The sequence below is a fragment of the Serratia sp. BW106 genome (assembly GCF_002607755.1).
Lineage (GTDB): Bacteria > Pseudomonadota > Gammaproteobacteria > Enterobacterales > Enterobacteriaceae > Serratia > Serratia proteamaculans.
Map to the genome: position 1 here is coordinate 80654 of NZ_MCGS01000016.1, position 21382 is coordinate 102035.

Annotated in this window: 21 protein-coding genes; 11 read left to right on the plus strand and 10 right to left on the minus strand. The window is 55.0% G+C overall.

The window, feature by feature from the left end; genetic code table 11:
- The first annotated feature begins 143 nt into the window (after positions 1–143).
- Positions 144–1805: an alpha-keto acid decarboxylase family protein gene (locus tag BEI65_RS12850; RefSeq protein WP_099063673.1), complete on the plus strand. Its 1662-nt coding sequence runs from the start codon at positions 144–146 to the stop codon at positions 1803–1805.
- Here the strand turns inward: BEI65_RS12850 and BEI65_RS12855 are convergent.
- On the minus strand, positions 1781–2671 hold the full coding sequence (locus BEI65_RS12855) for a LysR family transcriptional regulator (protein WP_099063674.1): 891 nt from the start codon (positions 2669–2671) through the stop codon (positions 1781–1783). The genes BEI65_RS12850 and BEI65_RS12855 overlap by 25 nt on opposite strands.
- Before the next feature lie 100 nt (positions 2672–2771).
- Here BEI65_RS12855 and BEI65_RS12860 point away from each other — a divergent pair, with 100 nt between their 5' ends.
- A complete protein-coding gene (locus tag BEI65_RS12860) occupies positions 2772–3224 on the plus strand; it encodes a multidrug/biocide efflux PACE transporter (protein ID WP_099063675.1) in 453 nt (150 codons plus the stop codon).
- Positions 3225–3290: 66 nt separating this feature from the next.
- Positions 3291–3983, plus strand: a complete 693-nt coding sequence (locus BEI65_RS12865) for an aspartate/glutamate racemase family protein (protein ID WP_099063676.1) — start codon at positions 3291–3293, stop codon at positions 3981–3983.
- Here BEI65_RS12865 and BEI65_RS12870 read toward each other — a convergent pair.
- Positions 3980–5227, minus strand: a complete 1248-nt coding sequence (locus BEI65_RS12870) for an ion channel protein (protein ID WP_099063677.1) — start codon at positions 5225–5227, stop codon at positions 3980–3982. The genes BEI65_RS12865 and BEI65_RS12870 overlap by 4 nt on opposite strands.
- A 341-nt stretch (positions 5228–5568) precedes the next feature.
- On the opposite strand from BEI65_RS12870, the gene glk reads away from it, so the two are divergent.
- A complete protein-coding gene (gene glk, locus BEI65_RS12875) occupies positions 5569–6534 on the plus strand; it encodes a glucokinase (protein WP_099063704.1) in 966 nt (321 codons plus the stop codon).
- 63 nt (positions 6535–6597) lie between these two features.
- Here the strand turns inward: glk and BEI65_RS12880 are convergent, their stop codons facing one another.
- The gene (locus BEI65_RS12880) at positions 6598–7824 is read right to left on the minus strand and encodes an OFA family MFS transporter (protein WP_099063678.1); all 1227 of its coding nucleotides are present in this window, start codon (positions 7822–7824) and stop codon (positions 6598–6600) included.
- 397 nt (positions 7825–8221) lie between these two features.
- On the opposite strand from BEI65_RS12880, the gene BEI65_RS12885 reads away from it, so the two are divergent.
- The gene (locus tag BEI65_RS12885; RefSeq protein WP_099063679.1) at positions 8222–8554 is read left to right on the plus strand and encodes a DUF2502 domain-containing protein; all 333 of its coding nucleotides are present in this window, start codon (positions 8222–8224) and stop codon (positions 8552–8554) included.
- Positions 8555–8564: 10 nt separating this feature from the next.
- Here the strand turns inward: BEI65_RS12885 and BEI65_RS12890 are convergent, their stop codons facing one another.
- From BEI65_RS12890 to BEI65_RS12900, 3 genes are all read right to left on the minus strand, one after another.
- The gene (locus BEI65_RS12890; protein WP_099063680.1) at positions 8565–9299 is read right to left on the minus strand and encodes a LytTR family DNA-binding domain-containing protein; all 735 of its coding nucleotides are present in this window, start codon (positions 9297–9299) and stop codon (positions 8565–8567) included.
- Positions 9296–10987 carry a sensor histidine kinase gene (locus tag BEI65_RS12895; RefSeq protein WP_099063705.1) on the minus strand — a complete coding sequence of 564 codons (1692 nt, stop codon included), beginning with the start codon at positions 10985–10987 and terminating at the stop codon, positions 9296–9298. The genes BEI65_RS12890 and BEI65_RS12895 overlap by 4 nt, the downstream gene beginning before the upstream one ends.
- A gap of 109 nt (positions 10988–11096) precedes the next feature.
- Positions 11097–12341 (minus strand): DUF1479 domain-containing protein, encoded by a 1245-nt coding sequence (locus tag BEI65_RS12900; RefSeq protein WP_099063681.1) that lies wholly within the window; start codon positions 12339–12341, stop codon positions 11097–11099.
- A 188-nt stretch (positions 12342–12529) separates the two neighbouring features.
- On the opposite strand from BEI65_RS12900, the gene BEI65_RS12905 reads away from it, so the two are divergent.
- From BEI65_RS12905 to BEI65_RS12915, 3 genes are all read left to right on the plus strand, one after another.
- Complete coding sequence (locus BEI65_RS12905; protein WP_099063682.1) at positions 12530–13069, plus strand: GNAT family N-acetyltransferase; 540 nt, start codon at positions 12530–12532, stop codon at positions 13067–13069.
- Between the two features lie 131 nt (positions 13070–13200).
- Positions 13201–14433 (plus strand): alanine transaminase, encoded by a 1233-nt coding sequence (gene alaC / locus BEI65_RS12910; RefSeq protein WP_099063683.1) that lies wholly within the window; start codon positions 13201–13203, stop codon positions 14431–14433.
- A gap of 111 nt (positions 14434–14544) precedes the next feature.
- Positions 14545–15069: a cytochrome b gene (locus tag BEI65_RS12915; RefSeq protein WP_099063684.1), complete on the plus strand. Its 525-nt coding sequence runs from the start codon at positions 14545–14547 to the stop codon at positions 15067–15069.
- Between the two features lie 75 nt (positions 15070–15144).
- Here the strand turns inward: BEI65_RS12915 and ypdK are convergent, their stop codons facing one another.
- The 3 genes from ypdK to BEI65_RS12930 all read right to left on the minus strand — a co-directional run bounded on the left by ypdK (position 15145) and on the right by BEI65_RS12930 (position 16734).
- Positions 15145–15219, minus strand: a complete 75-nt coding sequence (gene ypdK, locus BEI65_RS26810; RefSeq protein ID WP_112349011.1) for a membrane protein YpdK — start codon at positions 15217–15219, stop codon at positions 15145–15147.
- A 555-nt stretch (positions 15220–15774) separates the two neighbouring features.
- Positions 15775–16215 carry a hypothetical protein gene (locus tag BEI65_RS12925; RefSeq protein ID WP_099063686.1) on the minus strand — a complete coding sequence of 147 codons (441 nt, stop codon included), beginning with the start codon at positions 16213–16215 and terminating at the stop codon, positions 15775–15777.
- Positions 16216–16293: 78 nt separating this feature from the next.
- Positions 16294–16734, minus strand: coding sequence for a hypothetical protein (locus tag BEI65_RS12930; RefSeq protein ID WP_099063687.1), 441 nt, complete (start codon positions 16732–16734; stop codon positions 16294–16296).
- 293 nt (positions 16735–17027) lie between these two features.
- Here BEI65_RS12930 and mltB point away from each other — a divergent pair, with 293 nt between their 5' ends.
- A complete protein-coding gene (gene mltB / locus BEI65_RS12935; protein ID WP_099063688.1) occupies positions 17028–18113 on the plus strand; it encodes a lytic murein transglycosylase B in 1086 nt (361 codons plus the stop codon).
- A gap of 274 nt (positions 18114–18387) precedes the next feature.
- Here mltB and BEI65_RS12945 read toward each other — a convergent pair whose 3' ends face one another.
- The gene (locus BEI65_RS12945; RefSeq protein ID WP_099063689.1) at positions 18388–19539 is read right to left on the minus strand and encodes a porin; all 1152 of its coding nucleotides are present in this window, start codon (positions 19537–19539) and stop codon (positions 18388–18390) included.
- A 422-nt stretch (positions 19540–19961) separates the two neighbouring features.
- Between BEI65_RS12945 and BEI65_RS12950 the strand changes: the two genes are divergently transcribed.
- Both BEI65_RS12950 and BEI65_RS12955 read left to right on the plus strand, forming a co-directional pair.
- Positions 19962–20252: a hypothetical protein gene (locus tag BEI65_RS12950; protein WP_099063690.1), complete on the plus strand. Its 291-nt coding sequence runs from the start codon at positions 19962–19964 to the stop codon at positions 20250–20252.
- A 90-nt stretch (positions 20253–20342) separates the two neighbouring features.
- Entirely contained in the window at positions 20343–21266 is a 924-nt protein-coding gene (locus BEI65_RS12955; protein ID WP_099063691.1) for a DMT family transporter, read from the plus strand.
- Positions 21267–21382 lie beyond the last annotated feature (116 nt).

A 21382-nucleotide genomic window follows, 5' to 3' on the forward strand; every position in this document is an offset into this window, starting at 1 on the left:
CTTATGAGGTATACCTCATGCCTGCCAAGGGTGCATCGATGTAACGCTGGGTTGCCAATCCCTTTTTAAACACAAAGCTCGAAATTCATACCACATCTTCGATACTTAATACTGACAATCTCAACTGTTGGCAGGTGATGATCATGAATAAGACCTATAGGGTGGCCGATTACCTACTCGATCGTTTGGCTCAGATCGGTATCCGACATTTCTTTGGCGTGCCCGGGGACTACAACCTGCAGTTTCTCGATCATGTCATCGCTCATCCGCAGATCACCTGGGTAGGCTGTGCTAACGAGCTGAATGCCGCCTATGCCGCAGATGGTTATGCACGCTGTAAACCGGCTGCCGCTTTACTGACCACCTTTGGCGTGGGTGAACTGAGCGCGGTCAACGGCATTGCCGGCAGCTACGCTGAATATTTGCCGGTGATCCACGTAGTGGGTGCCCCCACATTACGTGCCCAGCAGGCTGGAGATTTATTGCACCATTCTCTGGGCGATGGCGATTTCGGCCACTTTGCCCGTATGGCGAAAGAGGTCACCGTCGCGCAGGCCAGCCTAACCGCCGACAACGCCGAGGCAGAAATAGATCGGCTGCTGACCATCGCGTTGTTTGAGCATCGTCCGGTTTATCTGCTGTTGCCGAGTGAGGTGGCAGAAGCACCGCTGGCATCCCGACCGGCACCGCTGATGCTGCGACAGGCCCATTGTTCTCAGGTGTCACTACAAGCCTTTATCGCCGCCGCGCGGGAAATGCTGCTGCCGGCCAAGCGGGTCTCCCTGCTGGCGGATTTTCTGGCTGAACGCTTTGGGGCTGAAAAGGTGCTGGCACAGTGGATGAATGAGGTTGATATGCCACATTCAACCCTGTTGCTCGGTAAGAGCGTATTGGATGAAACCCATGCCTGTTTTACCGGCACCTATGCCGGTGCGGCTAGCGACCCGCAGGTGAAGCAACTGATTGAGGGAGCCGATGTCGTCATTAACGTCGGCGTGCGTTTTACCGATACCATTACCGCGGGCTTCACTCATCATCTGCCGGCGGAGAAATGCATTGATATTCAGCCGTTTGAAGCACGGGTAGGGCAGCAAGCCTTCAGCCAGATCCCAATGCGAGACGCGGTCATTGCGTTGCACCAGTTGACGCTGACGTTGGTAAAACAATGGCAATTACCGGCGATTAAACGCCCGGTATTACCGGATCCGAACGGCAGTGGTTTGGATCAGCACGGTTTTTGGCAACAGATGCAGGACTTTCTGCGGCCGGGCGACATTGTGATCGCCGAGCAGGGCACGGCCTGTTTTGGTGCTGCGGCGCTTAGTCTGCCGCAGGGCTGCCGGTTTATCGTCCAGTCGTTGTGGGGGTCTATCGGTTATACCCTGCCGGCGGCATTCGGTGCCCAGACGGCGGAGCCGGACCGTAGGGTGGTGCTGTTGATCGGCGACGGTTCGGCACAGCTCACCGCGCAGGAGCTGGGCTCGATGCTGCGCGACGGGCTGAAACCGGTGATTTTCCTGCTCAATAATGACGGTTATACCGTTGAGCGGGCTATCCACGGCCCGCAACAGCGTTACAACGATATCGCCCAGTGGAACTGGACGCAGTTGCCGCAGGCGTTAGCCGGCGAACATCAGGTGAAAACGCTGCGGGTTACTGAACCAGAACAGTTGCGCCAGGCGCTGAGAGAAGTCGGCGACAGCCCGCAACTGGCTTTTGTGGAAGTGGTGCTGCCAAAGATGGATATTCCCGAATTGCTGGATACCGTCTCGCGCGCCATTCAGTCGCGTAACGCGGCGGCCTGATCCGTCGCGTTCTCCAGCAGGCGTTCCAGCAACCAATACCCCGCCGGCCCTGGCGGGGTCAGTTTCGACCAAACCGCATCCACTGAAATCAGCTTCGGCCATCCGCGTGGCTTAAGTTCGGTTAATTTGTCATGGCCATATTGCCGCACCAGCCAGTTCGGCAATGTGGCCCAACCGACCCCTTGCTCGGCCATTTCCAGCAGCATCAGGTAACTGGGTGCCGACCAGACCCGGCCCTGAGGACGGGACGCACCGGCGCCGGTGTAGGTGTTCAGATAGAGTTGGCGGGTGCTGGACAGTTGTTCCGGCGTGGGGGAAGGCGTCTGCGCCAGCGGGTGCGAGTGGGTGACGAACAGCCCCATCTCCGTCTGTTCCGGCAGCCGTGCAAAGCCGATATCCGGTGGATAGCTGGCCTGCACTTCCACCATACCCAGATGCGCACGGCCACTTTGCAACAGATCCAACACGTCGCCGTCCTCGGCGATCATGCACTCCAGCTCTATGTCCTGATAGCGTTGTTCAAAGTGCTGCATCAGGCGATCGTGGTGGGTGGGTTGGTAGGTATCGGAAAAAACGATGGTCAGGCGGGGTTCTATATTGTCCGCCAGCCGAATACTCAGCGCGTCGAGTCGTTCGCTGGCCGTGAGAATGTCCTGCACATGGGCCAGCACTTTGTGGCCGGCGGCGGTTAAAACCGGCTGACGCGCCTGGCGATCAAACAGGATCAGCCCGAGATCGGCTTCCAGATTGGCGATCGCGGTACTGACAGTGGACTGGCTTTTGCGCAGCTTGCGCGCGGCGGCAGAGAAAGAACCGAGGGCGGCGGCCTCAACAAACGCCTGTAGGGCTTCGGGAGAATAGCGCATGATGTATCTACTTTATCGATGGAACCTATTTTTAATCTACCCAAAAAATCGATGATAATCACCTGAGTTTATTAGCCACAACAGTAAAAACAGGTGATGTATGCAACTGCAAAACAAGTCTTTCGTTGAACGTATCGTCCACGCCGTCGGTTTCGAAGCCATTGCCGTGATGGTCTGCGCCCCGTTGGGCGCGTGGTTGTTGAACCGTTCGATGGTACAGGTCGGTGCGTTGGCGGTGATGTTGTCCACCGTCGCCATGGTATGGAACATGGTTTATAACACCGTTTTTGACCGCCTGTGGCCGGTGGGCCGCGTGGTGCGTAATCTTAAGGTGCGGGTGTTTCATGCCCTGGGCTTTGAGGCCGGTTTTGTGTTGATCGGCGTGCCCATTGCCGCCTGGATGCTGAGCATTTCTTTGGGGCAGGCGTTTATGCTGGAGATCGGCTTCTTCCTGTTCTTCCTGCCGTACACCATGTTCTATAACTGGGCGTACGATACGCTGCGTCAGCGTTGGTTTGAGGCGCGTCAGCCAGTCAACTCCTCCGCTAAATAAGGCGTCGTCATCCCTGCGATTCTCAGGTAATGTCGGATAATTGCAGCAATGACTGAGGAGCAAACGATGAAAGTGTTGGGCCTGCTGGGCGGCATGAGCTGGGAATCGACCATTCCTTATTACCGCATGATCAATGAACAGGTTAAGGAGCGACTTGGCGGCCTGCATTCGGCCAAAATCGTGCTCTACAGCGTCGATTTCCACGAGGTGGAACGCTTGCAGCATCAGGGCGATTGGCAGGGGGCGGGGCAACTGCTGGCTGCCGCTGCGGCCTCACTGCGTGCTGCGGGGGCACAGGCCATCGTCATTTGTACCAACACCATGCACAAGGTAGCGGATGCGGTTGAACAGGCCAGCGGCTTACCGCTGATCCACATCGCCGACGCCACGGCGTTGCAGGTGCGTCAGCAGGATATTCGCCGCGTTGGGCTGCTCGGCACGCGTTTTACCATGGAACAAGAGTTCTATCGTGGGCGACTGCAGGAAAAGTATGGCATTGAGGTGGTCACCCCGGTGGCGGCCGATCGCGATATTGTGCACCGCATTATTTATGAAGAGCTGTGCCTGGGGAAAATCCGTGATGCGTCGCGCGATGAGTATCGCCGTATTATCGGCAATCTGGAACAGCAGGGCGCTCAGGGGATTATTTTCGGCTGCACCGAAATTGGTCTGCTGGTTGGCGCGCAGGATGCGTCAGTGCCGGTATTTGACACCACCGCTATCCATGCGCGCGCAGCAGCAGAATACTCGCTAGCCTAATCGTCGTGCGGCGGTTGGAGTTTACCCACCAGCATCAGTGGCTTGCCCGCCAGCACCAGCCAGGCGGGCAGCATCACCACACACAGCACCGGTAGCAGGTGCAACTCCGGCACCACCGCAACGGCCATAAACAGGCTGAGCCAGCCGTCACGCGTGACCACCAGCACCAACCCCATAATGGCGCAGGAGACGGTAATGGCCGCCGGCACCGCCGGAACATGCTGATGCAGCATCAGGCCCAACGCCACCCCGACAAACACTGCCGGGAAGATGCGCCCACCACGAAAACCGCTGGCGGCAGCAATCACCAGTGCCGCCAGTTTGGTCAGCGTGATCAGCAGCAGTTCCGTGACCGAAAAATTCTCGCCGATCGCCAGCCGCTTCATTTCATCCAGCCCTTTAAACAGGGTGACCTCGCCGCCGATTAATGCCAATAGCCCGAGCACAAAGCCGCCCAGCCCCAGCATCAGTACTGGGTTCTTGATCGAATGGAACAGGCGATGGATATGCGGAAAACTCCACAGCGCCACCATGCCCAGCGCGATGGCGATCAGCGCGACGATGGATCCACTGAAAATATCCGTCAGCCGGGTAACGCCATAGGCATCAAGCTGCAGGGTAAAGTTCGGGGTGAAAAAGAGTTGGGTGGTGACCGCACCGGCTGCTGCTGCCATCAGCGGGGCAAACAGCCGATCCCACAGCGGCACATCATTATTGCCCGCCAGCGTTTGTGAAAAGATCAGCGCAGCGGCGACCGGAGTGCCGAACAGTGCGCCGATGGTGCCGGCTGCGGCCAGAATAATCCAGTCCATTCGCGGGACTCTCGGCAGCAGACGTGAGCCGATTGCCACCACCAACGCGATATTGATGGCAGTGATCGGGTTTTCCGGCCCCAGGCTGACGCCACCCACCAGGCCAACGATCAGTGCCAGCGCAAGACCGGGCACCGCCGACAAGGGCAGAGGCATGCCGATCAGCGATTCCGTTGCCGGGTCTGGCCCCGCATGGCCGGGCATATAGCGGATAATTAACCCGACGGCGACGCCGGTCAGCGTCAGAATGCCGATCAACCACCAGGGCGACTGGGTGTCGATATTCATAACCGCGGGAATATTCACCCACAGCAGCCGCTGCAGTGCATCGGCGAATTTCATCACCAGAATGAGCACCAGGCTTGAAGCCGAACCGATAACGAGAGCGGGCAGAGCGAAAGCCAACATGGCATTGGCGCGCGGGTGCAACATGCGGCGATCCCTTGTTAATGGCCCCGGATGGCAGGGCGAACGGGTGATTGAATTGTGACCACAGCTTGCCAGACAATCAGCACTCTGGCACGCAAAGAAATTTCCGGCCAGGCCTGGGGCCACAGCCGATTAATAGTGCCTTTCTGTGTTGATGGTTAACAGCCGTGGTAGCGCGTTTTTTGCCGCAATTTGTTTCAAATCGCCCTGAAAGGGACGGGCTGAAACGTTTTTTGTGATCTGGATCGCTAATGGATGGCCGCGTGAAGGATGGTGATTGTTGTTTTTGCAGCGGGATTTTACAGTGTGGGCAGCTTTCAATTATTCATTCCGCGGAGAAGATACTGATGACTTATGCCCTCGTAGGTGATGTAGGCGGCACCAATGCCCGCCTGGCGTTGTGCACTGTGGCGACGGGTGAAATTACCCAGGCGAAAACCTATTCCGGCCTGGAGTTTGACAGCCTGGAGGCGGTGATCCGCCAATATTTATCCGAGCAGGATATCCAGGTGCAGGACGCCTGTATTGCCATTGCCTGCCCGGTCACTGAAGACTGGGTGGCGATGACCAACCATACCTGGGCGTTCTCGATCAAAGAGATGAAGGCCAGCCTGGGGCTGAGCCACCTGGAAGTGATCAACGACTTTACCGCCGTGTCGATGGCGATCCCGATGCTGTCGCAAGACGACGTGTTGCAGTTCGGCGGTGGCAGCGCGCAGAAAGACAAGCCGATTGCAGTGTATGGCGCCGGTACCGGTCTGGGGGTGGCGCATCTGGTGCACGTTAACCGTCGCTGGGTGAGCCTGCCGGGCGAGGGCGGCCATGTGGACTTCGCACCGAACAGTGAAGAAGAAGATATCATTCTGGAGGTGTTACGCGCCGAAGTGGGCCATGTGTCTGCCGAGCGTGTGCTGTCCGGGCCGGGGTTGGTCAATCTCTACCGCGCTATCGTTAAGTCGGATAAGCGCCTGCCGGAAAAGCTGGAGCCAAAGGACATCACCGAGCGCGCACTGGCCGACAGTTGCATTGATTGTCGCCGCGCCTTGTCGCTGTTCTGCGTCATTCTAGGACGTTTCGGCGGCAATCTGGCGCTGAGCCTGGGCACCTTTGGCGGCGTTTATATTGCCGGGGGCATAGTGCCGCGCTTTATGGAGTTCTTTAAAGCCTCTGGCTTCCGTGCGGCGTTCGAGGATAAAGGGCGTTTCAAAGATTACGTGCACGACATTCCGGTATTTATGATCACTCACGGGCAACCTGGCCTGCTGGGTGCCGGCGCTCATCTGCGTCAAACGCTGGGCATGCATCTGTAATTAATCGCAGTGATAAAAAAGGGGCGCAACCGTTAAGTTGCGCCCCTTTTATCGTTTGAGGAGTTAGGCTTTTGCCAGCTCCGTCTGCGGGAAGTGTTCTTCTTCCTGCGCTACCGCCTTCGGTGCCTTGATGAACAGGGTGATTATCAGAGAAGCCACTGACAACACGCCAATCACGATGAAGGTGGCATGGAAGCCGCCGAAGTATTTGGCGACAAACGAACCGGCCAGTGCGCCCAGACCGAAGCCCTGATAGATGATGCCGTAGTTTTTGCTGTGGTTTTTCAGGCCGAAGAAGTCACCGACAATCGCTGGGAACACGGTGATGTTGCCACCGAAGCAGAAGGCGACGGCGCCGACGCAGATGAAGAACAGCGTGTGGTTCAGGGTAAGGAAGCTCAGTGCCACAATCGCCAGTACGGTAACCAGCATGGTGAAGCTGATGACGCGCATGCGGCCCACTTTATCGGACAGCGTACCCAGAATGATACGGCCCGCAGTGTTGAAGATAGCGACGGCAGAAACGGTGTTGGCGGCAGTAGCTAAATCCATTCCGGCCAGTTGCACGCCCATGTCCTTCACGATACCAATCAGGTACAAGCCACTCATACAGGCCGCGAAGAAAATGATGAACAGCAGGTAGGCTTCTTTGGTGGCCAGCATCTGGCGCACGCTGTAGTCATTGCCCAGGCCGTGGGTGCCTTGCTGTGCAGAGTTGTTCACCAGTACCGGTTCTTTCAACAGCAGGGAGCCGAACACGATCAGCGCCATTACAATGGCACCCCAGTAGAAGAAGGCGGAGGACACGCCGACGTCGGCAATCAGTGCGGCGTTAACGTATTTGAACAGCAGGCTACCGGTACCGAAAGCCCCGACTGAGATACCGGAGATCAGCCCTTTGTTGGCCGGGAACCACTTGATCAGGTTAGACAGGGTAGAGATGTAAGCGATACCTACCGCGAAACCGACCACTACGCCGGCCAGCAGATAGACCATATTCAGTGAGCTGACGTAGGCGCTGGCCATCAGGCCCAGACCCACCAGGATACCGGAGCACAGCGTCAGGTGGCGGATACCGAAGCGTTCCTGCAGTTTGCCGGCAAACAGCGTGGCGAAAGCCAGGAAGAAGCTGGTGATGGAGAAGGTGGTGGCGACGTCGCCGAGGCCCCAGTGGAACTTATCGACCAACGGCTGGTTGAACAGGCTCCAGGTATAGATAGTACCGAGACCCATCTGGCAGATGATGGTCCCCAGAACGATTAAGCTGCGATTTGCCGGTTTGGTGTTCATGGCCGGACTCCTTCCTGTGTGTGCATTGCCGGGCGTTAGCCGTTGGCGGAAATTTGCGGATAGCGTCTAAGGCCCCGCGGTATGGGCTTATTATAAGGCTGGTAATACCACTGGACGGCGGATCGGGAATGAGTTGCACAAGGGAAGGAATGAAATGCATCAGAAGGCGCATGAGTTGCCGTTTTTGCGCTTAAAAGGGTGTGAAATGCGGCGGGTGCCACGTGATCTATATCAAGAATGTTAGCGATTTATCGCCGATCACCCGGCGGTGATTGTGGTTGAATTGTGAAGGATCTGTGTGAAAGGCGTAAATGGGCATTGTTCCTATAGAGCGGCGGCTGGCGCAGATCTATGTTATCTGCGAACGGACGGGTTCCGCTCTGCAGGAGTCGTTGAGATGAAGAAAATACTGTTGTTACTAGCCGCACTGCTGTCGCTACCGTTGGTGAGCCACGCAGACGTATCGATTGGCGTCAATGTACCGGGCCTTTCATTGCACATTGGCGATCGCGATAATCGTGGTCACTATTGGGACGGCGGTCGCTGGCGCGATCCGCGTTGGTGGTCTGAACACCGTGGCTATGAACGCCCACGCGGTTATTACTATGGTCCGCCACCACGGGTGATTTATTACGGCCCGCCACGACGCGAATGGCGCGACCGCCCGCATTACCGTATGCCACCACCACCGCCGCCGGGCTATTACTATCGCCCGGGGCCACGCTGGTAACGGCTGGCGATTATAAACGCATCAGTTTGCGAAACTCTTTTACCTTGCTGCGGCTGACCGGCACTTCAAAATCCAGATCGCTCAGCCGCAGAATATAGGTGTTGTTGAACCAGGGTACGATCTCGCGAATTTTTGACAGATTGACGCAGTAGGAACGGTGGCAGCGGAAGAAATGCTCTTCAGGCAGACGACCGTAAAACTCGCTGAGGTTCATCGGCATCACAAACTCTTCGCGTCGGGTATACACCCGCGTCACTTTCTCATCGGCGGCAGCATAGTAAATATCGTTGATGTCGGTAACGATAATCCGCTCGTCTTTGATCAGGTTAATGCTGTGGCTGCTGCGGTTCGGCGCGCTGGCCTGTTCCGGCAGGCTGGCGGGGCGGTTATGCAGCGCCTCCAGCTTTTGCAGCATGGTGACGATACGCGCTTCGTGATAAGGCTTGAGGATGTAGTCAAAGGCCTCGATTTCGAAGGCTTCCACCGCATGCTCTTTATAGGCGGTGATGAACACAATAGAAGGGCGATGGGCGAATTTGCTGATGTTCTGCGCCAGTAATACCCCATCCAGCGACGGGATATTGATGTCGAGGAAAATGGCATCGACCTGATGGTTCTGCAGGTATTTCAGCACGTCCAGACCGTCTTCGAAGGTGGCTTCGATGACGATATTGCTGTGTTTTTTGATCAGATAGCTGAGTTCTTCCTGCGCGAGGAACTCGTCTTCAACGATGATGGCTTTCATGAGGGTTTCCCGGCCGGCAGTGCGTTGTTCTCTACCGGCAGTTTGCCGCCATTTTTGCTGATATAAAAGGCAATTTCGGTGCCCGGCTCCAGGCGACGAATGCGCAACCCTTCGCCGTACAGCAGGGATACCCGGTGATGCACATTCAGCAGGCCGATGTTGTGCCCAGGCATCTCGTTGCACGCTACCCGTTCGATGACCTGCGGGTCAATGCCGTGGCCGGTATCTTTGATCGAAATCCTGACCCGGTCCCCCTGATCTTTCACCGCAATCACCACCACCCCCTTGCCTTTGCAGGGTTGAATGCCGTGCACGATGGCGTTCTCCACCAGCGGCTGGATCAGCAGGCTGGGGATGCGCACCGAGATATCGTCATCGATGTCATAAATCACCGTCAGCTTGGCACCGAAGCGCGCCTGCTCGATGGCGATATAATCCTGAATTTGGTGCAATTCCTTGCGAATGTCGATCAACTCGTCGTTCAGCTCCAGGTTATAACGCAGGTAGCGGGACAGGTTGATAATCAGTTGGCGCGCGGTGTCCGGATTGATGCGGATCGAGGACGAAATGGCATTCAGCGCGTTGAACAGGAAGTGCGGGTTGATCTTGCTTTGCAGAGCGCGCATTTCCGCTTTGTCTGCCATCTGCCGCAGATGTTCAATGCGCGACACCTCCATTTGGGTGGAGATAATCTGCGACAGGCCCACTGCCATCACCTTCAGCGTATTGGTGATCTGGTGTGCATGACAGTAGTAAATTTTCAGCGCGCCGGTCACTTCGCCTTTTTCCCACAGCGGGATCACCAATTGCGAGTGGATCTGCGGCGTGGCCGGGTTTTCCAGATTATTTTTGATGATGATCTTGCCGTGCCGGATGCTTTCACGGGTCACCCGGCTCAGCCCTTCACGGCCGATCGGGTAAGCCTCTTCACCCACGCCGACATAGGCCAGTACCTGATGGGTATCGGTGATAGCCACCGCATCGGCCTGAATGTCCTGGCGAATAATGTCACAGATGGTGGCCAGCGATTCACTGTTGATATTGCGGAAATACGGCAGCGTTTTGCGGGCAATATCCAGCGCCAGTTTGGCCTGCCGGGCGGCGATCACTTCTTTTTCATCTTCCACGCTCTGCACCAGCAGCACAATCAGACCGATGCACACCGTACCGAGGATCATCGGCAGCGCGATTTTGGAGACAATATCCAGCCCCAGTTCGGTCGGCTTGGCCCACAGCACAATCAACAGCATGGTCAGGCATTCGCACAGCATGCCGCCGATGATCCCGGCGCGCCAGCGCTGCTCTTTTTTCACCTTCAGGTTGATATACCCGGCGCTGATACCGGCAATGATGCTGGTGATCAGGCAGGGAACCGAGGTAATGCCATCAATATCGATCAGATAACGGTGCACCCCGGCGATGATACCGGTAATGATCCCCACCCAGGGGCCGAACAGGATACCGCCGGCCATGATGGCGATCACCCGCACGTTGACCAGCGAGCCTTCAACGTTGACGCCGGAATAGGTGCTGAACAGCGCAAACAGCGAGAAGATGGCGGTGACCATGCCCAGTTCCAGCGGCGTATGGTCTTCTTTTTGCAGCAACTGGCGGAACAACCGGGTGCGGGTGAGGAAAAACAGGCAGATCAACATCAACGCGGCGCGATCAAATACCGCTAACAGCATTTCAAAAAAAGGGTGCACGACGGGCTCTCGCTGCGGCGGAAATAAGTGAGAAGTATATCACAGCGAATGAACCCCGTGGCGGCCTGGCGGTGCGCCACGGGGAACGGCGCTATTTGATGCCCAGTTGTTCCTTGCCGAGCGGTGTCAGCAGTTCAAGCGTGGCGCGGCCGATGAAATCCACTTCGAAATCGTCGGGAGCGAAATCCGGCGGGGTTTTACCGGCAATAAAGCTGGGCAGTTGGCGCTGCAGATAGGCATCGTTTTTCTCGCAGCCCGGCGCGGCAGCGATATACATTACGTTGCTGTCGAACTCGCCGTTATGCTCGTTTTCCACCGCGTGGATCACGTCGCAATGCCAGAAAACCGTGTCGCCCGGTTCTAAATCAGGAATAGGGGAAATCCCACTGATTAAAAGGGGATGCCATTTTTCGGAGATCGACAGCGCACGGCCCGGGGCGGCATCGCACAAATCGTCGTCGGCGACGTCATCCTGTAACGCACGCAACAGCACGTAGGCCATGGCGTTGGCAATCGGGACCAGATTCAGCGTGCCGGCGTGGGTGCGCTGTGGCGTCAGTGCCGTCCATCCCTGGAAGGTACGGAACATTGAGCACACCGCCGGTGATGCGATTTCACGGACTTCGGTGCGCCCGTCGGCGGCAAAGGGATCATAATCCTGCCAGTTGCCAGAGAACACGTGGCGGTAAACGTAGCGGAAGTTCTCATCCAGCCAGCGCTCAATGGTGCCGCTGTCTACGTGCGGCGACAGGCCGAGTGACGAGGAGTTCGGTGGGCGGCGGCGGGTGCGATCGGCGTAGGTGGCCACGCGCGTTGGGTCAAAATGCTGTTTGCCGTTGCTCTCGGTTTCCCACAGGCTGTTGAGGAACACCTGCACCGCGTGCATGCGGGCGTCCTGACGGGCTTCCACCTGCGGTTTGGACCAGTAAATACCGTAGATTTGCGGCTTGCTGGCGGCCAGTTTGCCAAAGTAATTGTCTTCGGCGGCCCCTTTCAGGCGTTCGACGAAGTTGTTGCGCTCGAGATAGTCGCCGATTTCCTGGTTCCAGGCTGCGGCCTTGTCGCGGGGGAACACGCCACGAATGGCACAGGCACCGCGCTGTTTGATCAGCGCTTTTTGCTGCTCGCTGACGCGTTGTTGCAGGATATCTTCGGCATCGACTTGCGGCACCGGACTTTGACCGGCGGCCAGTTCCCGGCGGATTTGTTCAACCTGCTGGCGGATGTTTTCTTCCAGCGCCAAAAAGGTCTCACGGTAATCAGGCAATGCCTGGCGGAGCTGCTGTTTGACGGTTTTAATTGTGCCTGGAATATCGTCAATCTGTAAGGAAGCCATGGTGTTCTCCTCGCGCTGCGGATGGGCAACGACGGACGGTTGTAGGTGACCGGGTAAGGCGTTATGGTTTTGTTGTTTTGACGTTAATGATTATCTGGATTTAATAGGGGAAAATAAAGGGATATCTTTCATTCGTAACTTCCTTATTTTCGTTTTTCGGAGATTCCTGTTTTTAGGAGATAAAAGCAATGAAGTTGGTCACTGAGCGTTTGACCCTGGAGTCGCTGACGGCCGACGACTGGCCGCTGTTTTTAAGCCTGTATCAGGATCCTGATGTGATCCGTTACATCTCCGACCCGTACTGCGAGGAAGGTATCCTCAGTCGTTTCGAGGCCCGTTTACCAACCTGGGATAAGCATTTGGATCAATGGTTGTGCCTGGTGTTGCGAGAGAAAGAAAGCGGAGAAGTGGCTGGCATGACCGGTTTTCGCTCGATGTGGCTGCCTTACCAACAGGCGGAAGTGGGATACGCCTTGCTGCCGTCCGCGCAAGGTAAGGGCTATGGCAAGGAATCATTGCGGGCGGTGCTGGATTTTGGTTTTAACGCCTGTGGTTTCCATAAGCTGACTGCCACGGTGACCGAGGGCAATATCGCTTCGCGCCGGTTGCTGGAGTCTTGTGGCTTTCTGCTGGAAGGTACGCTGCGCGATAACTACCGGCTGGCGGGGCAGTGGCGTGATGACTGGCAGTTCGGGCTGTTGGCCAGGGAGTTTAAGGCCGGAAAATAAAAAAGTTGTGCCGGGTATCGACAACCCTGCTGAAGCTGGGATATGTTCAATATCCGGTCAATCTTTAGGTTGGCCAGCGTCGCTCGGATGGTCCGGGCGCTAACGTCTCTTCGAGGTATCTATGGCTGATAATAGTCCGCAACGCCGTTTCACGCGTTCCGCAACGCCGTTTCACGCGTATTGAACGTCTTCCCCCTTATGTATTCAACATCACCGCCGAACTGAAGATGGCTGCACGCCGTCGTGGCGAGGATATTATCGATTTCAGCATGGGTAATCCCGACGGGCCAACGCCGCCGCACATTGTGGAAAAACTCTGCACCGTTGCCCAGCGTGACGACACCCACGGTTATTCCACTTCGCGGGGTATTCCGCGTTTACGTCGTGCTATTTCACGCTGGTACGCCGACCGATACCAGGTGGAGATCGATCCCGAAAGCGAAGCCATTGTCACCATAGGTTCAAAAGAAGGGCTGGCACACCTGATGCTGGCGACGCTCGACCACGGCGATACCGTACTGGTGCCGAATCCGAGCTATCCGATCCACATTTACGGTGCGGTGATTGCCGGCGCCCAGGTGCGTTCGGTGCCGTTGGTGGAGGGCGTGGATTTCTTTGGTGAGCTGGAGCGCGCCATTCGTGAAACCATTCCTCGTCCGAAAATGATGATCCTCGGCTTCCCTTCGAACCCGACCGCCCAGTGTGTGGAACTGGACTTTTTTGAACGCGTGGTCGCGCTGGCCAAGCAATACGACGTGCTGGTGGTTCACGATCTGGCCTATGCCGACATTGTGTATGACGGCTGGAAAGCACCCTCGATTATGCAGGTGCCTGGCGCCAAGGACATCGCGGTGGAGTTTTTCACCCTGTCTAAAAGTTACAATATGGCGGGCTGGCGTATCGGCTTTATGGTCGGTAACCCGGAGTTGGTCAACGCGCTGGCGCGCATCAAGAGTTACCACGACTACGGTACCTTTACGCCACTGCAGGTGGCCGCCATAGCTGCGCTGGAAGGCGATCAGCAGTGCGTGCGGGATATCGCGGAACAGTACCGTCAGCGCCGCAATGTGCTGGTGAAAGGGCTGCATGAAGCGGGCTGGATGGTGGAAAACCCGAAGGCTGCGATGTACGTCTGGGCCAAAATTCCCGAGCCTTATGCGCATCTCGGTTCACTGGAGTTTGCCAAACGCCTGTTGGCAGAGGCCAAGGTTTGCGTATCGCCAGGTATCGGCTTTGGTGACTACGGTGACACCCATGTGCGTTTCGCGCTGATAGAAAATCAGGATCGCATCCGTCAGGCGGTACGCGGTATCAAAGCCATGTTCCGGGCGGATGGGTTGATCAAACCGAGCACCACCAAATAATTGCTTCAGGCCGGCGCATTCGCACCGGCCTTTTTTCTCGCCGCTAAGGTTTTCTTCATCATTTACCCACTATGATCCAATAAGATTTTCTTTATTTATCAGGATGAGTGTATGGGTAACCGTTATGCAAAATCACAAATTGTGTTGCACTGGCTGACGCTACTGATGGTGATCCTCACCTATGCGGCGATGCTGTTAAAGGATTCGGTGCCGGATGACCTGGCATCGCTGGTAAAAAATCTGCATTTTAATTTTGGCCTTGCGGTCTTTTTGCTGATGTTCATCCGGCTGGGGTTACGTCGGCGACATGGCACGCCGGCCACCACACCGCCGCTTGAAGAATGGCAGGAATGGGGCGCCAAAATTTTCCACTGGTTGCTGTATCTGTTGTTCCTGGCTTTACCGGTGCTGGGGGTGTTGACGCTGGCTTATGGCGGGAAGGAGTGGGTGCTACTGGGTTGGCAGGTGCCGCAGTTCGTTACGCCGGATCCCCTGCTGCGTCGGCTCATCAAAAGTACTCATGAGACCCTGGCCAATACCGGTTATTTTATCATTGGTGCACATACGCTGGCGGCGCTTTACCACCATTATCTGCGCAAGGATGACACCTTACGCCGCATGATGCCGGGCAAATAGCCCAGATTCAGAAACAACAAAGGGGCGCTGGTGCGCCCCTTTATCTATGTATCTATATTCCCGGTCATGCCGTGGTTATGCAACCATCAGCATAAAGGTGCCAATCCATGTAACCAACATGAATGAAACGCCAAATACAAAATATTTCACTGAACAACTCCCGTCTGGAGTCCCTCGCAAGCCAATGATCCCGATTGTTGTGCTGAGTATTTTGTGGGTAGTCGGCAATGGAGAGGCGGATCCTTCAATAGGAAGAACAACGTCCTTGACCACAGATTACCCGGTTGTCGTGCTTCAAAGTCCGTGAGGTAAAACATGAACCACGACAGGATCGGCGTTAATGTACTCCCGATGCCAGCCAGATTACAATACTGTGTTTTTGATCACATTTTTTGACGGTTTTTTAACCAGTGCAGACTGTTTTTAAACGATTTTTATTTCGCTTTTTTATCAGGGAAAAGGGGAATAGCCCGCTTGAGCGGGCTTTATTATTGTGTTTGCTGTGATGTTATGAAAAGGGATCAGGCGACGGCGTTGGCACCGGTCAGCAGGATGGCCCAGAAGACAAGGCACGACAGCAGAATAACGGTCCAGATATTGCGGCGACTCCACTCCATTTTTAGCCTTCACTTTTGCTCTTGATGATTCGGTAATGAACACATCGGCGAAAAGTGGCGGAAATTTAGCCCCCGGCAAAAATATTTTTTATTGTTGGCGAATTTCTGCTACTGAAGTTTGTATCTCATAGCCCAACAGGTAAAGAGCCTGTTCCAGAGCTTCGACCTTGGAGGCGTAGGCAACGTCCAGCAGGCGATCCATTTGCCCGGCGTTAAAGCCCAGTTTACGTGCCAGTTCCGCTTTTGAGGTGGTTCCGGCCAGCATAATGTTATGCAGTTCGAGCTTGAGTTTAACCAGCACCGGCAGGTGGATCGCCAGTTCATCCGGCAGGGGGCGGGAAGGGGGCGGCACCGGGCGGCCTTCTTCCATTTCCAGCGCAATGGCAATCAGCAGACTTTCCTGCGCTTCCAGTTCTATGTCTTCACGTTTATAGCAGGCGGCCTGTTGTTCAGGGAAATCACGAAAGTGAATCTGCCAGGCATCGCTGTCGTTATCAAAGGCGTAGTGGGCGGGATAGTGGCAAGACATGGTATTTCCTGTTTGGGCCGGGAATGATGCGGCATTGTGACCGCTTGCCCCACAGATAGCCAGTGGCGATACTGACGGCTAACCCGCTTTGCGCGTGCGCCATCCGGTAGGTAACAACAGTGCGCAGGCCACGCCAATCAGACTGATAACCACCAGCCAGCGCTGTATCGGGCCGGGATAATAGTTATTCACCACGCTAAGCAGATACATCACCAGTGCCAGCGGCCAGCCAGGCGTGCCGACGTCATTGAGACGAAAGGCGGTACGGGCGACGAGCCAGACGGTTAAACTTATCCAACTCAGTGACCAGAACATAATGCACAGTAAATAGACAAATACCGAAAAGAACTCGGCAATGTCGCTGTGCGCATAGGCGCGAAAAAGATTTTTATCCAGATAGGGTGACAGGTATGACAGCAACGTCAGACCGGCGGCGAACACAGCCACCGAGAAAACATATTCCCTGCGGGTAATACGGCGTTTAAAGATGTTTTTAGCGATCTGTCCTAGAGTTTCCACAGTGACATTCCGTTGTTTCAGTGATGACTGCCAGCGCAGTCAGCCAAAGAGGGGGAGTGTAGTGATGCTTTTTTTTGAGTCAATATGATAATTGTTCTCATTTATTCAATGTTTAGGTTCTGTTTGTGCGGTTGCTTACCCTAAGTAATTCCTTGTTTCTGTGCTTCCCGTCACGTTTTATAAGGTTTTGGCGTCAAGACGCCATGATCGGCAACATAATCCAGTTTGTTCGCACCTGACAATGGATTAACATAACCCACACTTATCACTGGCCTGGCTTATATGGATATCCGATGCGTCATTTAGTTGTTCTTCTCCCCCTGCTTACCTTACTCACTGCCTGTAGCAGCGGGCCGAAGTCGACCCCAGCCACGCCTCAGGACAACAGCGTCAAAGGCGGTTTTTTGCTGACGCCAGCGCATTCCGGCCAGCCGCTGGGCGGTGATTTCGCCAACAATCCGAACACCGCCCGTTTTATCGATAAAATGGTGCAGGAACACGGTTTTGATCGTCAGCAACTGCATGACGTGCTGGCCCAGGCCAAACGCCTGGACTCTGTACTGCGGCTGATGGATCGCCAGGCACCGACGCCAACCACTCAGGCGCCGTCCGGCCCGAACGGTTCCTGGCTGCGGTACCGCAATAAGTTCATCACGCCGGATAACGTGCAAAATGGCGTGCAGTTCTGGAATCAGTACCAGGACGCGCTGCAACGTGCTTACCAGGTTTACGGCGTGCCGCCAGAGATTATTGTCGGCATTATCGGCGTTGAAACCCGTTGGGGCCGCGTGATGGGTAAAACCCGCATTATCGATGCGCTGTCTACTCTGGCCTTCAACTACCCACGTCGTGCCGATTACTTTGCCGGCGAGCTGGAAACCTTCCTGCTGATGTCGCGTACTGAAGGGGATGATCCGCTGGAGTTACGCGGTTCTTTCGCCGGAGCAATGGGTTACGGCCAGTTTATGCCGTCCTCGTTCAAGAGTTATGCGGTTGATTTCAACGGTGACGGCCACGTTAACCTGTGGGATCCGGTGGATGCCATCGGCAGCGTCGCCAACTACTTCAAAGCGCACGGCTGGACCAAGGGTGAGCCTGTTGCTGTGCCGGCCAACGGTCAGGCTCCGGGGTTGGAGAATGGCTTTAAAACCCGCTACTCGGTTGCCAGTTTGTCTGAGGCCGGGCTGACGCCACAAGGGTCGCTTGGCGGCAATCAGGAAGCCAGCCTGCTGCGCCTGGATATGGGGACCAGTTACCAGTATTGGTACGGTTTACCTAACTTCTACACCATTACCCGCTACAACCACAGCACTCATTATGCGATGGCGGTGTGGCAACTGGGCGAAGCGGTGGGTCGCTCGGCGCGTGGCGGATTCTGATGCTGGGCAAATAATGGAAAAGGCCGCAGAAGCGGCCTGATTTTGATGACAAAGTTGTTTTTGAATCCGAGATACCCGGGCCTGGCGCACCGAGGGGCCATTATGGGACACGTCCGTGTGTCCCACCCTACGGGCCGACGGAGTCGTTCCAATTTGCTCCCGGCAAATTGGTCGGCGGGCAAGCCGCTACGACCCCTTCGGCACGCTCTCCCTAATAACGGGCTTTGTCCGTAGTCTGAGGCCGCTTAAGCGGCCTTTTTTATGTCGCTAGCAATTAGAAATCGTAACGCAGACGCACCAGCGTCATATCGCCGAGGTTGTCAGTGCTTGAAGTCAGCACGTGTTCCACATCTACGCGGAAACCGTAATCAAACTGCACGGTAACACCCAGGCCGTTATCAATACGCTGATAGTCGCGGCCGCTGACGTACTGTAGACGGTCGCCCATAAAGTACGGCATCACGGATTTCACCGCATATTGCCCAACCGGCACGGTATAACCGGCCAGATACTCAATACCCCAGGCGTCCCCGGCGAAGTAGTCGTTAACGTTGGCTTTTTTGGTGGTCAGGAAGTTGTTGTACCAGCCGCCGCCAAAGGTCAACGTCCAGTTATCCGGTTTCCAGCTCAGCGCAGTACCCAGGATGTTTTGGTCGTAATCTTTTGTGCTGTTGCTGGAAGGATCACGCATTTCGGCGCGGGTATAGTTCCACGCGGTACCCCAGGTCAGATCCGGCGTCAGGTGGTAATCCACACCCAGTGAACCCCCGCCTTCGCGCTTGTAGCGCAGGCCGTTACCCGGCAGGTACTCGTTATCGCTGAACAGGTATGAGGCATAAACGTCAGCATCACCAAAGGTGTTTTTGTACTTCAGCATCTTGCGTGAACGGTAGGAGCCGTCGTAATCCCCGTTGATACCGTTGCCCGGAGCCTGGGCCAGCATGTCGTAATCCCAGATATCGGTTTTGGCGCCGACCACGTCGTAGTACACGCTGTTCTGCTGACCAAAGGTCAATTGTCCCCAGGTTTTGCTTTTCAGACCGGTGTACAGCATGCGACGGCTGGTATTGTTGGCACCGTCGGCATAGTGGCTATCCCAGTTGAACAGCGCAGGGATATTCACCCCCAACTCGTAGTAGCTGATCCAGCTAATGTCATCGAACAGGTAGTAATCGGCGGCAAAGCGGAAGCGGGTGCCGCCGTCGAAACCGTTACGTTTGTAAGAACCTTTATCGCCATCGCCGGTCATGTTGTTGAACTGCGGGCGGATACTGCCGCCGACGGTAAAGTTAAGACGGCTCAGCGGATCACCCGCTTGTGGATCCTGCTTCAGCAGGGTGATTTCAGCCTGAGCAGCGAAAGAAGCACTGCCAACTACCAATCCCAGAGCAATTGCCTGAGTTAATGCGCGCAATTTGTATGTCATTTTATATCCCTGTGTGTACTTGCCAACCTCACTGAACCTTCTGGCATCAGTGATTTGCTCAGGAAGTTTTCTGAGCGTTTTCATTGCTTTTAGCGTGGGTAAAGCGAAATGCATATGTAACATAACGTGCGTCACAAAAAGTTACTTTTCCTGCTAATTATTGGTTTTTTTTGTAACTGGCAGCAGTGCGGTGCTGCGATGCCGCCAGGCGATGGAAAAACTTAACTTAATGGCACAACAATGACGATGATGCTCGGATGAATTCATCTAACACGAAGGTTTATATTTTTCACTTGTCAGTGAAGGGCAGATGCCGTGTAATTTCACCGCGCAGAACGATATTTAAATAAGCGGATATAACGTCATTGACTAGGGTGATATCTGCAAAATGGATAAGGCTAATAAGGATCATGGAGAGGGTTATGAAAAAGTATTTAATGTTGACTATCGGTCTGTTGCCATTGCCGTTGATGGCGGCCGAGTCGCACGTTTGCCAGTCACAAGCTTATGATTATGCAAGTATTGGCAATCTTAGGCTGAGTGATGACACGATCTTTACCTGTCGTGATATTGGGCGAGTCACTATCCCTGAGTTGGCCAAACGGGGCTGGAAGGTGACCCATGTAGCGCAACAAACGGAATATACCGGTGAAGTCGACAGTGATAGCGAAGTGATTAAGATGTACCAGGAAATAGTGGTTTATAAAGACTAACCTTTTATATTTTTCTCGGATTTATCCATCACCTTTTTATTAGCGGTGAGGGAAGAGTGTATTTTTATTTAAGCGGCTTGAGGTGGTGTGATGAGTGCCAGAAACAACATAGACAGCAGGGCTGCCGCCGCCATGATGATGATATGCGCCATATGGGGGCTGCAGCAGGTGGCGATCAAGGCCGCCGAGCCGGACATTTCTGCCGTACTGCAAATCGCCATTCGGTCGGGCATTGCCGCCCTGGCGGTTTACCTCCTGGCGCGCTACCGAAGCGAAAAGTTCGTTTTCGATCGCCCCACGCTGTTAGCTGGCCTGTGCGTTGGGGGGTTGTTCGCGTTGGAGTTCTTTTTCGTCTCCGAAGGTTTGCGCTATACCAGCGCGTCGCACATGGCGGTATTTTTGTATACCGCACCTTTATTCTCCGCCATCGGGCTGCATTTTGTTATTCGGCATGAACGGCTGTCGTTGATACAGTGGGTCGGTATTGCCATCGCCTTCGGCGGTGTGGTGCTGGCTATCTCCGGCATGAGTGGTAGCTCGGGCGCAGAAAGCCAACTGCGTGGTGATATTTACGGCCTGCTGGCGGGAATGTCCTGGGGCGGTTCGACCATCGTCATTCGCACCACCGGGCTGGCAAACTGCTCGTCAAAACAGACCCTGTTGTTCCAGCTCTCGGGTGCCTGCATTCTGCTATCTCTGTTGGCGCTAACCACGGAGAACGTTCATTTCACTTTGAGTGCTGTGGCCTGGAGCAGCCTGATATTCCAAACGGTAGTGGTCTCTTTTATCAGCTATTTGATCTGGTTTTCTTTACTGCGTCATTATCAGGCGTCCTCGTTGGGTATCTTGACTTTTATGACGCCCATTTTTGGAATTTTAGCCGGCGTGGTGATATTGGGGGAGCCGCTGCAGATTGAGTTTATATTGGGTTCTGTGCTGATCGTTTTAGGATTGATTGTCGTGAGCTGTTCTTATTTATTTTATCTCAATAGAGGAATTGTACCTAAAATATAAGCTATGGATGTAGATGTTAATACCTATCAAATTACTTGTGAAAGTCAATTCACCATTACTGTGCAAATATCAAAGTATGCCTGGGGTTATCCTTTGATTACACTCAGTGATAATGG